Origin of the sequence: Clostridium sp. BSD9I1 (assembly GCF_900185645.1) — a bacterium.
Classification (GTDB): Bacteria; Bacillota; Clostridia; order Clostridiales; family Clostridiaceae; genus Clostridium_AK.
This window is the reverse complement of record NZ_FYAM01000004.1, coordinates 56,400-69,362: the sequence shown is the minus strand read 5'-3', so window position 1 is coordinate 69,362 and position 12,963 is coordinate 56,400. Positions and strand designations below refer to the sequence as shown.

Below are 12,963 nucleotides of genomic sequence, written 5' to 3'. Positions count from 1 at the left end.
TGTGTGTCTATTAAACTAGACACACAGCTTTAAATTCATTTAAAAATTCCTGCCTAAATTCTTCCTTCTCTATTTTCTTATTTAATCTATCAATAAACACTTCATTAGTCCAGTTTTTTCTTCTTCCATAGTAATCTCTACAAATAGAATATATCTCTTCAGGAAATTTTAAAATCCCATATAATACTTTTAGTTCTCTACTTTCAATTGGGTTTATGCTCATGTATTCATTTAGTATAACCTTAGCCTTTTCTAAATCAAAAGCAAAATCTTTAATTACCTTTAATGTGAAGTTTGCTAAGTCATGTACTTTTAAATCTATCATAGCATAATCAAAATCTATGAAGTAGGCCTCGTTATCCTTTATTATAATATTGTGATACGCTAAATCATGATGACATAAAACTTTCTTATCTTCTTCACTGCAAAGCTTGTAGTAACAAGAACCTTCAAGTATTTCTATACTCTCTTCAATTTCTTTTATATAAAAATCAACATACTTTAAAAAGTTAATATCAAATTCATTTTTATTTTCATGCATTTCAGCAATTCTCTTAAAAAACTTCATTTCATCTATTCTTCTTTTAAAGTTATCGATAAGTTTTCCATTGTTATCTTTACCTACAAGCTTACACCTAAATCCTTCCGATGCTGAATGCATTTCTGCCAACCCCCGTGCTGCAATAGAGATATCTATGGGATTATTAAAATCACATTCCATTCCCTCTACCAAATCTATTAAGCAATAAACCTGACCCTCAAAACTTATAAATATTTCTCCATCTTTACTTTGATGAAAATTCATTACCCTACTAAACTTTTTCTTTATATATTCCAAACCATTATATATAAATGTTAGCTCTTCCATACTGTAATCTATTTTCTTTAATATCTTATTTCCTTTATTTGTACTTACAAAAAATACGCTTCTAAGTGGATATATATCATATATTTCTACATCAAACTTATTAAATAATTCAGTATCTAGCGCATATCCACAAAGATATAATTTTTCATCATATACTTCCATTAATATCCCCCCTATATTAAGCTATCTCCATCCTGCCTCATAGCCCTTACTAACTTTTCAAAACATTCTTCTGGGGTTAAGTCCTTTTTTCTATATCTAGTACATATTCTTACAAAATCATAAGGATAGGACAGGAGTCCAGCAATAAAACTATAGCTATCGTTCATTAAGAATTCTATAGAACAAAACTCTCTTATAAGCTTTTGATAATCCAACTCATATTTTTTTTTCTTATACTTTCGAAGTAAATAAAAGCAATCTATTTCCACCATATCATAACTACACTTATTTGGATTTTTTATTTGTAAGATATTATCTTCCGTTAAATTTATAAAATCTTCAGTCCCTATACATATCTCCTTATTTTTCATGCTTCTTCTTATAAGATCCAAGTAGCCATTTTCATAAATAGTTTTAATCGACTTCTCTCCTCTTTCTATATAGAGTTCTACGTTATTTAAAAGAAGCATTTCAAATTTATTTTCTACCCCTTTTGATTTTAATACTTGTTCTTCTCTTTTTAACTTTTTAAGTCCTACCTTAAAATCTTCTACAAGCTTTCCTATATTATTTTCTAATCTATTTTTAAAAATTACTTGCCCTCCTATAGTTCTTTTGTGAAATTCATCTATAATCTTCATTTGTTTTATCAAGTTCTCTTCATTTATAGCTATACTATCATAACTAAATTTGTCTACTATATCTATATTTTTATCCTTTAAATATTGTTCAAATGTAACTATAGTCATCATATTATTTATTCCACCTCCAGTTCTACTTATAACTTATAGATTTAAATTCATCTACAAAATCTTGCCTATAGTCCTTATCTTCATATATTTTAATAAGCTTATTAATAAAAAATTCCTCTCCCCAAGGTTGTTTTTCCTCATAATATTGTATTCCCAATTGCCAATAAGCTTGAGGAAATTCTATTAAGACTGCCATAATTGGAATATCATCATTATCTAATGCGTATACACCATTATAAGAGTCTAATATAAGCTTTGCATTATCCACATCCCACTTTCCATTTTTCATAACCCTTATAATTAAACTACTTAAATCATGCAGGTGGGTATCTAAAAGGCAGTAGTCAAAATCAATTATATCTATATCTCCACTTTCTTCTATGAGCACATTATGATGAGCATAATCATGATGACAAAAGCCCTTGAGCTTATATTCTGATACCATCTTTGAAAGATATTTGGTATTTGATAGGTTTCCTAATGTTTTATCTATTCTTCCCAGTTCCTCTTCCATGGATTCCAAATATAAATTATCAAATTCTGTTCTTTGAGCTTTTGAAAGTATTGCATCTTTAAATTTTAATAAATCTCCTTTTTTCTTTAAAAAATCTCTGGACCAATTAAACCATCCTGTTCTTACTTCCATTTTTTTATCCACTATAAACCCCAAGCTTTTTTTATGAAGATCTGCAAGCTTTGATGCAGCTGCCATAACATCTAATGGATTACTATAGTTACATTCCCTTGCATTTATCCAAGGAGTTAAATATGCAAAATAAGAACCTATTTGTACATACTCACCTCCATCCTTGTTTTTTATTATTGTAGGAGTGCTCTTAAATTTTTTATTTTGTAGATGCTTTATAGCTCCAATTACAAATAAAAAACGAGAAAGATTATAATTTATAACCTTCAAGCAGTAATCTCCCTCTTCCCCTGATATTTTGTATACATTTTTTATCTTTGTCATGTCTAATACATCTAAATTATATTTATCTTGTACAACTTGTTTTACATTGTCTATGTTCATACAGCCTCCTCATAATATGCATACTTATATTTTTATTATATGAATTATATGGCTTTGAGGTGACATACATATAATATAGGTTTATTTTAGCTTATAAGGCACATTTTCGTATTTTAATAATATTAATAATATATATACACATAATTTCAATCTATAAGCTTTAACAGGAGGTAGATGTATGAAAATAGCCATTGATGGAAGAGGTATAAGTTGGTATAATGGCACAGGTATAGGAACATATACTGAAAATTTAGTTAAAAATATGATCAACTTAGATAAAGAAAATGAATTTTTTATTTATTGGTGGGGAAAAAACTATGATGAATTTAAAAGAGATAATTCTCATATAATACTTAGCTCTAAAAAACATAAAAGTTTCTTTGAAAAATATTACTTTGGTGAAAATTCAAGAAGAGAAGGTATAGATTTATTTCATGTACCTCAAAATGGTATAGGCTTAGATGAAAGCATTTCTTGTAAAAAGGTAATCACTATTCATGATTTAATTCCATATATAATGCCTGAAACTGTTGGGGATGGATATTTAAACAAGTTTTTATCTTCTCTACCAAAGCTTGTAGAGTTAAGCGACGGTATACTTACTGTATCCGAATACTCCAAAAAAGACATACTTAGATTTTTCCCCATTGATGAAAGTAAAGTTTATGTTACCCCCTTAGCTGCGGACAAAAAATATACACCTTTAGACAAAGAGAAGTGCAGGCAGGCTCTTGAAAAAACTTATAACATAACTAACCCATTTATATTATATATAGGGGGCTTCAGCCCAAGGAAAAACGTTAAATCCCTTATACTTGCATTTTCTAAAGTATATAAGGATTTACCTAAGGAATATTCACTAGTTATTACAGGTGCAAATAAAGATAACCTAGAAGAGTTATTTAATCTAAGTCAAACCCAAGAGATATATTCAAGAATAAAGTTTACTGGATTTATACCAGAAGATCATCTTCCTTGGTTTTATAATGCCTCTGATGTTTTTGTATATCCCTCTTTATATGAAGGTTTTGGACTCCCTCCTTTAGAGGCAATGAGCTGCGGCACTCCCGTTATAGCCTCTAATATTTCCTCTATTCCTGAAGTTGTTAGAGATGCAGGAATACTTATAAACCCCCTAAATAGGCAAGAATTAGAGGCTGCCTTATTAACAACACTGTCCAGTGAAAGCATTTTAAATGAATTAAGTGAAAAGGGATTAAAACAATCTAAGTTATTTTCTTGGCATAATACAGCCTTAGCTACATTGAATGCTTATAAAAAAATACTGGGTTCTTAAGATTTAGAACCCAGTATTTTTAAGTTTTTCCTTTAATTCTTTTTCAACATCTAAAGTATTTTCTTTTAAGTTTTTCTTTTCTTTTATAATGTCATATATATGCTTTTCGAATTCATCTTTTATATAAGGATAGTTAACACCATACGGATTATAAAACGATTGCTTTTGTACATTACTTAAAAATTGCCATGCCTTATCCGCTCCAAAGTATTCTACGGGATTTAATACGGCCTTGCTTTGTTGAATATTTAAATTACATGGAAATATAGAGTATTGTGCAAATAAATCAAGCTGCAATTTTTCATTGTCTAATAAGAATTCAAAAAATCCATCAATTAAATTATTATATTTACTGTTATCTAATGCAATTAGATTATTTCCATTGATAGACACAAACTTATTTCCACCAGCTTCAAATGAAGGCATCGCCGCAATTTGAAACTTTCCCTTGAGCTCAGGAACGCTTTCCTCTAATATCTTAAGTTCTTTATAATTTGCAATAAACGATACTACCTTGCCAGATTTTATGGAGTTTAAGGAAAACCTCTGTTTATCATCTTTTAAAATTCCCATTTTTCTTAACTCTCTTATCAAGTTAATTGACTTCATGGATTCAGATGATGATATATACATATTATTATTTGAGTCTATCAATACCTTATTTAATTGGCTTAAGAACATCTCATAGTAATCAATGGAGTTTCCAGATAAAAAGCTATATGATATTTTAGAATCCTTTTTAAGCCTTTCATATTCATTTATGTAATCATCCCAGGTATTTATGTCCTCTATTTTAATTTTATACTTAGAAAATATATCCTTTCTATAAACCATAACATATGGATTGCTTTCTATAGGTACAGCATATATCTTTTCATTAAGAGATATATTATTCAAGGTTTCCTTTTTAAATAAGTTCTTACGACTACTTACTATACTAGTTACATTTCTCAAGTCATCCTTATATTTTTTTATATAGTAAGGAGTGTCCCTATCTTGTATCATAAATATATGAGCCTCATTTTGCAGCTTATCTTCTATATTTAAGTCTTTCCCACTAACTAATTTTATGTTTATAGTAGCTTTAGGATATACCTTTTTAAAAGCTTGTGCCACAAACTTCATGCTAGCTTCATATTCTTCGCTACACCATATATTTATTACACCCCGTATGTTTTTAGGAGAATTAGATTCACCTATACCTTTACAAGAAGAAACACTAATAAAAAATATAAGAATTAGAAAAAGTGAAATGAATCTCTTATATCTTTTCATATTTACATCACCTTTTACAACCCTTTTAATTTATAATTTCTTTAACACTTTCATTAATACACTAAAATTACTTCCTGATTCTTCACTTATTTTTATTAAGTGCACTTTATCTATACTTCCATTTATTAATATATCCATGCCGCCTACTTCATATCCTTTAGAAAGCATACATTTTATTGTAATCCTTTTAAGAACTTCTTATAAGTATTCCTTATATCTAGAGTTATCCTCTCCATAAATCATGAATTATATATCTTTATCACCCAATTTATTAATAATACTTGCGGAATATCCCGCTCCAAACCCATTATCTATGTTCACTACAGTAACTCCGCTTGCACAACTGTTAAGCATACATAAAAGTGCAGATAGTCCATTAAAATTTGCCCCGTATCCTACACTTGTTGGAACTGCAATAACTGGTTTATCTACAAGGCCACCTATTACACTAGCTAAAGCGCCTTCCATTCCTGCCACTACAATAACTACCTTTGCTCCTCTTATATCATCCAATCTATTAAACAATCGGTGTATCCCGGCAACCCCTACATCATATATTCTTTTTACTTCATTTCCAAAGGTTTCTGCAGTTATGGCCGCTTCTTCAGATACAGGTATGTCAGAGGTTCCTGCAGTAACTACAGCTATATAGTTTGAGCTCTTTTTCACCTCAGTTTGTATAATTCTTATTATTTTTGCTTCCTTGAAATACTGAGCTTTGTCACATATATGTTTTACTTCTATATACATTTCCTCTGTAGCCCTTGTAGCTAGTATATTATTTCCCCTTGTCATCATAAATTCTACTATGCTTTTTACTTGCTCTACAGTCTTTCCTGCACAATATATTACCTCTGGGTAGCCTACTCTAAGTTCTCTATGATTATCTATGTTTGCAAAACCTAAGTCCTTAAATGGCAGTTCCTTTAATTCATTTAATGCCTCATCTATCCCTAAATTATCTTCTTTAACCTTTAAAAGAAGTTCCCTTAACTCCCTTTCATTCATTATCCATGCCACCTTTTATATTTACATTCATACTTCCTGTTCTATATCCTTCTAAATCTAATGTCACATATTTATAACCTACATTCTTTAAACCTTCTATTATACTTTTTCTTACGTCCTTATCTAAAAGGTTATTTATTTGTTCACTATATACTTCTATACGAGCTAAATCTCCATAACTTCTTATACGTGCACCCTTAAAACCAGCTTCAGCTAAATAATTTTCTCCCTTTTCAATTTTATTAAGCTCTTCTAATTTTATTTCTTCCCCATAAGGAATCCTAGATAATAAACAAGCATAGGATGGCTTGTCCCAAGTAATAAGCCCTAATTCTTTAGATATTTCTCTTATATCCTTTTTAGTAAGTTTACATTCTAATAATGGACTTTTTATATTAAGTTCCTTAAGGGCTCTCATCCCTGGTCTATAATCCTTTGTATCATCTAGATTGCTTCCATCCACTACATAATCTATTCCCATTCTATTTGAAAATTCTTTTATTTTACTAAATACATGTGTCTTGCATATATAGCACCTATCTTCAGGATTATACTTTATCTCTTCTAGCATAGGAAACTCTAAGAAATAATGTTCTATTTTTAACTCTTTTATTATACTTTCTACTTCTTTTATTTCTCTATCAGGTATATATGGTGCCTTTACAGTTATGGCAATAACGTCCTTACCTATTGCATCTTGGCAAACCTTTAATAAAAAAGTACTATCTACTCCTCCAGAAAAGGCAACTGTAATCTTTTTAAGAGATTTTATATAGTTTTTAAGGTCTTCATACTTCTCATTATACAATTTATTCACCCCATACTTTCAAATTTTCTATTTCCATTTTTATATCCTCGTATAATGTTATAAAAGGTATACTTCTCTCTAAAGCAATTGCTTTTATATCCTCAAATTCAGGCTTGTATTTAACTAAATCTCCATCAATATAACATGCTTTTACTTTTATTTCTCCATAAGAAGTGCTTATACTTTTTATATCTCTATCTAAGATACTCTTTTCTACCTTGTATTTTCTAAATCCTATAGTTGTTGTTTCATTAAACAATATATCTGTGATACTTTTTTCTTTTTCTTCTGTATGTAATACAGATAGCTTTATAGCTGGTCTTCCCTTTTTCATAACTATAGGAGTTAAATATACATCTTGAGCTCCAGAGCTTAAAAGCCTATCTATTACATATGGATAAATCTCTGAACTCATATCGTCTATATTACATTCAGTTACAAAACACTGTTTTTTTTTTCTTCCTTTTCAGCAATAAATACTCTAAGTACATTAGGTATTTTATCAAAATCCTTGTATCCTATGCCATAACCAACCTTTAATATCTTAAATTCCTCTCTATCTGTAAACTGTTTTACTAAAGCTTTTAATATGGCAGCTCCAGTTGGGGTAGTTGCTTCAAAAGGCACACTTCCCTTTCTTATTGGTACATCCTTAAGTATTTCTACCGTGGCTGGCGCAGGTATTGGCAGCACTCCATGAGCGCAATGAACAAATCCACTACCTACCTCTACAGTAGAACAAAATATTTCTTCCACATCTAAGTAATCACAGCATATTGCTGCTCCAACAATATCTATAATAGAATCTGTTGCTCCAACTTCATGAAAATGAACTTCATATAATTTCTTATCATGAACTTTGGCTTCTGCTTCTGCTACTATCTTAAATATATTTAAACTTAAGTTTTTTACTTTCTCTTTAAGATCACTATTTTTTATTATATCTTCTATATCCCTTAAATTTCTATGATGATGGTGATTATGTTCATCATGATGGCGATGAGACTTTAAATCCACATTTACCTTGGTTCCTGATATTCCATTTTTAACTTCCTTAGTTATATTTAATTCATATTCATCATTTATATCAAGTTTCTTAAGTTCTTCTACAAGATATTCTTTAGGAACTCCTAAATCCATCATAGCCGCTAAATTCATATCTCCACTGATTCCTGAAAAGCAATCATAATACAGTATATTCATAAATTCCACCCATCCCTTTATCTATAAAAACTAAATATTTTAATATATTATAATTTTACCACATTTTACTTATTTAGATACATATGGATTTCCCGAAACAAAAAATCTCCAAGGGTAATGCTTAGCTTCCTCAGCATAATCAATCCCAATTCTAGAGGATTCTCCAATTTCAAATTCTTCTTTGTTACCTTCTTCTATGTATATCCTATCTCCTAATAAATCCTCACCATTCATGCTCCTATCAATATTAAAAGCCATACATAATTTAGAAGGGCCGCTGGTTAAGTTAATTATATCTCTTTTCTTTAGTTCATCATAGTTCTTGTTAAACCTTCTTTTACTCATAATTTCTTTTCCTTGTAAAGGCTCAACAGCTCTTATTAATACTGCCTGAGCTATCCCTTCCTCCCTTGCTACTACATTCATACAATAATAAAGTCCATATATGAAATACACATAAGCAACTCCAGGTTTTCCATACATAACCTCCACTCTTTTGGTTCTACGGCCACCATAGCTGTGAGCAGCCTTATCTTCTAGCCCCATATATGCTTCTACTTCTACAATCTTCCCTGAAGTTATTATATTATTTTCAACAGTGACTAAGTTTTTTCCTAAGAGCCCCTTTGCTACTTTTAAAGTATCTCTATTATAAAATTCTCTTGACAGCTTCATGCCAAATATCCTCCTTTAAAGTTTACAGCCTGGTATTAACATACCAGGCTGTAAACTCAACTAAAAATTTTATAAAACGTTATTTATTATTATTTTATCTTTTTCTACACCTAGATCTATAGTTGAGCCTTCCTTAATACGTTTTTGGAAATAAGCCTCTGTTATCTCATCTTCTAAATATCTTTGAATTGCTCTTCTCAAAGGTCTCGCTCCATATTTTTCATCATATCCCTTTTCAAGAATAAGATCTTTAACATCCTGATTAACCTTTATTTGTATATTCTTTTCAAATAGCTCTTCTTCCACCTCTTTAATCATTAAATCTACTATTCTATATAACTCTTCTTTTGCAAGCGGTTTAAATACTATTGTTTCATCTACCCTATTTAAAAATTCTGGTCTGAAAGTGTCTTTAAGTGCATCTCTTACCTGAACCTCTAAAGCTTCATAATCACTACTGCCAAATCCTATTTTGCTTCCCTTAAAATTTGTTCCTGCATTGGATGTCATTATAATTACCGTATTATCGAAGTATACAGTTCTTCCTTGACCATCTGTAAGCCTTCCATCATCCAATATTTGAAGTAACATATTAAATACATCTGGATGAGCCTTTTCTATTTCATCCAATAGCACTACAGAATAAGGCCTTCTTCTAACTTTTTCTGTAAGCTGGCCCCCCTCATCATATCCAACATATCCCGGAGGTGCTCCTATAAGCTTTGACGAAGTATGCTTTTCCATATATTCAGACATATCCACTCTAATTAACGCTTCCTCGCTTCCAAATAATTCAGAAGCCAATGCCTTTACAAGTTCTGTCTTTCCTACCCCTGTAGGCCCTACAAATATAAAAGACGAAGGTTTTTTCTTTTTCTTAAATCCTAGTCTATTTCTTCTAATAGATTTTGCCAAAGCATTTACAGCTTCTTCTTGCCCTATTACTCTTTCATGAAGCTTATTTTCTAAGTTTAATAATTTTTCTCCTTCGTTTTCCTTTACCTTATGAATTGGAATTTTTGTCCACGCCTCTATAACAGAAGCTATGTCTTCTATAGTTAACTCGGCACTATTGCATTCATCTTCAATTTTCTTTAGTTTTTCTTTAATTCTAAACTCCTGTGTTTTATATTCAGCTGCCCTTTCATAATTTCCATTGCTAGCTTCTTTCATTATTTCTTGTTGTATTTTTTGAAGTTCTTCCTTTAAAGATTTTACTTCCATAATACCTTTATTTTTTAAGTTTGCTCTAGAGCTAGCTTCATCAATTACATCTATAGCTTTATCAGGAAGATATCTATCGTTTATATATCTTTCAGAAAGTTTTACAGCTTCAATTATAACATCATTACTTATATGAACTTTATGATAATCTTCATAGTATTTCTTTATACCCATTAGTATTTCTATAGCTTCTTCTATAGTTGGCTCTTCTACGAGTACAGGTTGAAATCTTCTTTCAAGTGCTGAATCCTTTTCTATGTGTTTTCTGTATTCCTCTAAAGTAGTTGCTCCAATAACTTGTATTTCACCTCTGGCTAATGCGGGCTTTAATATATTAGCAGCATTTATAGCTCCTCCCTGAGCTTCTCCTGCCCCCATTATATTATGAATTTCATCTATAACTAATATAATATTTCCTTCTTCCTTAGCTTCATCAATTATACTTTTCATTCTTCCTTCAAATTGTCCTCTAAATTGAGTTCCTGCAACTACTGCTGTAAGATCTAATAAATATACCTCTGCATCAAATAGCTTTGCTGGAACTTCCTTTTTAGAGATTCTAACTGCTAATCCCTCTGCTATTGCAGTTTTACCTACCCCAGGTTCTCCTATAAGTATAGGATTATTCTTAGTTCTTCTATTAAGAATTTGAATTACCCTATCTATTTCCCCATTTCTTCCTATTACAGGATCAACCTCACCATTCTTAGCTCTTTCATTAAGGTTTATACCATACTTATCTAAGTTATTTCTTTTCTTTTTAAATACATTATTTTTCGTCTTTATATTGCTTTTATTTTCACCATATTCATAGTCCTTGCCATCTTCAAAACCCCTAAACATATTCTTAATTTCATTACTCTCAAATACATCCTTTGTTTCATTTTTCTCTAGAGATGTTTCATTGCTTGCGGTTAAACTATTTATTATATTATTAAACATATCATTATTAGCAAATTCATTTAAATCTACATTTTCAAGCATACTATTTAACTGCTCTGTATAACTCTCCATATCATCTGAACTAATTCCTGTAGATTCTAAAAGTTGGTTTAATGCTGGAAGGCCCATCTTTTTAGCACAGTCTATACAGACTCCCATTATTTGAGGCTTTCCTCCTTCTATTTTAGAAGTAAATATCGTGGCTACATTTTTATGACATATTGAACACAATTTCATAACATCATCTCCATACTCTATAATGTCTTATATCCTATAAGTTCATGTAAATATAGTATATCATAATTAAATATTATTATTTTACAAAATTTATGAATTTATTTTAACCATTATAATAACATAAAATAACTAGCTTTGACAGCTAGTTATTTTTTTATTCCTACCTTTATAACTTCATTTGTCATATCATAATTATCATTTGAAATTAGCTTTTTGTTTGTTATTTTACCAGATTTTTTTTCAACAATATACACCTTTACCTTATATCCTATGTGTGGTTTTTGTTCTTGTTTTTTTATTCCTAAATTAAGATTTGGATCTTCTCTATATATAGTTTTAGGTATAGCTTTTTCGTATATTTCATTTACTAAATCATACTTCATATTATTTAAAGAAGAGTTTGAATATACATTAAATTTTACTGTACCCTTAGAAATTATTCCTTCTATATAAATTGGATATTTTAAAGTATTTTTAAATTTGTAATCTATTGCCTCAGAAACTGTTGCATCAAATCCAGGTTGTATATAAAGTGGAGCTAATGTGTGATTACTTCTTTCTAAAGACATAATGTTTAATCTTATTATTGCATTATAAAGTGTAGTAGATACCTGACACACCCCCCCACCGTCACCTTTTTCTAGCTTGTTGTCTATAATAATTGGTGCTTGTTTATAGCCTCTTTCCGCTGTTCTCTTACCAACTATTTTATTAAAACTAAAGGTTTCTCCTGGCATAATTAATGCACCACTTATAGCCCTTGTTGCCAATCCTATATTATATACCCTTTCTGCTTCAGTTATGCTATATTTAGTCTCATAAGATGAAATGATTGCATTCATTGTTGAAAGCTGCGCCTTGGTAATAGCCGGGGATATATCCTTAACTTCTGCATTTATAATACTATTATCTTTATTTTTTATTTCAGTTAAGATATCTTTATGTAGCTTTTCCTTATTTAATTTTCTTCCGGCAATATGGTTATTGATTATAAGCTTACCTGAATTTACACCTTTTACTGAAGCATTTTTTTCTTTTTGATTTACTTCCTTTTCAATTTTATTCAACAAGTTAATTATTATATCTTTATTGAAAGTCTCTGTAGTACTAAATTTTCTCTCCTTAGAACTTTTTATCAACTCTGCTTTCTTTGCTGGGCTTAAATCTCTAACATAGGAAAATGCCTTATCTACTATTTCTTTAATATTATTATGACTTTTTAAATCCTTTGTATTTAAGATGTACTTTTTATTGTTAGCATTTATTATTATCTGTTTATCAGGAACTATACTCTTACTTTCCAATATTTCTATGGCTTCTTTCTTTGTCCTTCCTGTCATATCTATGTCATTTATAACTATCTTAGGATATACTTTATCCTCCACGTGACTTAAAGATGAACATCCCCAAAAACTTATAACAATTAATAAATTTATTATAACTATTATGAGCGATACAAAACTTCTTTTTATCATCTATCCA

At 29.9% G+C, this 12,963-nt stretch carries 11 protein-coding genes and 1 pseudogene; 1 reads left to right on the top strand and 11 read right to left on the bottom strand.

The window, feature by feature from the left end; genetic code table 11:
* Positions 1 to 10: 10 nt before the first annotated feature.
* Genes BSD9I1_RS00830 through BSD9I1_RS00820 form a run of 3 tightly spaced genes read right to left on the bottom strand, consistent with a single transcriptional unit; the run spans position 11 to position 2,812 of the window.
* Positions 11 to 1,030, bottom strand: coding sequence for a CotS family spore coat protein (locus BSD9I1_RS00830; protein ID WP_186428721.1), 1,020 nt, complete (start codon positions 1,028 to 1,030; stop codon positions 11 to 13).
* An 11-nt stretch (positions 1,031 to 1,041) separates the two neighbouring features.
* On the bottom strand, positions 1,042 to 1,782 hold the full coding sequence (locus BSD9I1_RS00825; RefSeq protein WP_186428720.1) for a spore coat protein: 741 nt from the start codon (positions 1,780 to 1,782) through the stop codon (positions 1,042 to 1,044).
* Positions 1,783 to 1,804: 22 nt separating this feature from the next.
* Complete coding sequence (locus BSD9I1_RS00820; RefSeq protein ID WP_035304666.1) at positions 1,805 to 2,812, bottom strand: CotS family spore coat protein; 1,008 nt, start codon at positions 2,810 to 2,812, stop codon at positions 1,805 to 1,807.
* Between the two features lie 178 nt (positions 2,813 to 2,990).
* On the opposite strand from BSD9I1_RS00820, the gene BSD9I1_RS00815 reads away from it, so the two are divergent.
* Positions 2,991 to 4,109, top strand: a complete 1,119-nt coding sequence (locus BSD9I1_RS00815) for a glycosyltransferase family 1 protein (protein ID WP_186428719.1) — start codon at positions 2,991 to 2,993, stop codon at positions 4,107 to 4,109.
* Positions 4,110 to 4,112: 3 nt separating this feature from the next.
* Here the strand turns inward: BSD9I1_RS00815 and BSD9I1_RS00810 are convergent, their stop codons facing one another.
* The 8 genes and pseudogenes from BSD9I1_RS00810 to BSD9I1_RS00775 all read right to left on the bottom strand — a co-directional run bounded on the left by BSD9I1_RS00810 (position 4,113) and on the right by BSD9I1_RS00775 (position 12,956).
* Complete coding sequence (locus BSD9I1_RS00810) at positions 4,113 to 5,384, bottom strand: ABC transporter substrate-binding protein (protein WP_186428718.1); 1,272 nt, start codon at positions 5,382 to 5,384, stop codon at positions 4,113 to 4,115.
* A gap of 30 nt (positions 5,385 to 5,414) precedes the next feature.
* Positions 5,415 to 5,552 (bottom strand): hypothetical protein, encoded by a 138-nt coding sequence (locus BSD9I1_RS00805; protein WP_186428717.1) that lies wholly within the window; start codon positions 5,550 to 5,552, stop codon positions 5,415 to 5,417.
* 78 nt (positions 5,553 to 5,630) lie between these two features.
* Positions 5,631 to 6,392: a nickel pincer cofactor biosynthesis protein LarB gene (gene larB, locus BSD9I1_RS00800; RefSeq protein ID WP_186428716.1), complete on the bottom strand. Its 762-nt coding sequence runs from the start codon at positions 6,390 to 6,392 to the stop codon at positions 5,631 to 5,633.
* On the bottom strand, positions 6,385 to 7,200 hold the full coding sequence (larE, locus tag BSD9I1_RS00795) for an ATP-dependent sacrificial sulfur transferase LarE (protein ID WP_186428715.1): 816 nt from the start codon (positions 7,198 to 7,200) through the stop codon (positions 6,385 to 6,387). Before larE ends, larB begins: the two co-directional genes overlap by 8 nt.
* A 1-nt stretch (position 7,201) precedes the next feature.
* Positions 7,202 to 8,403, bottom strand: a pseudogene (larC, locus tag BSD9I1_RS00790) (nickel pincer cofactor biosynthesis protein LarC).
* 69 nt (positions 8,404 to 8,472) lie between these two features.
* Positions 8,473 to 9,078, bottom strand: a complete 606-nt coding sequence (locus tag BSD9I1_RS00785) for a DNA-3-methyladenine glycosylase (RefSeq protein WP_186428714.1) — start codon at positions 9,076 to 9,078, stop codon at positions 8,473 to 8,475.
* 69 nt (positions 9,079 to 9,147) lie between these two features.
* A complete protein-coding gene (locus BSD9I1_RS00780; RefSeq protein ID WP_186428713.1) occupies positions 9,148 to 11,481 on the bottom strand; it encodes an ATP-dependent Clp protease ATP-binding subunit in 2,334 nt (777 codons plus the stop codon).
* Positions 11,482 to 11,627: 146 nt separating this feature from the next.
* On the bottom strand, positions 11,628 to 12,956 hold the full coding sequence (locus BSD9I1_RS00775) for a VanW family protein (RefSeq protein ID WP_186428712.1): 1,329 nt from the start codon (positions 12,954 to 12,956) through the stop codon (positions 11,628 to 11,630).
* Positions 12,957 to 12,963: the final 7 nt, after the last annotated feature.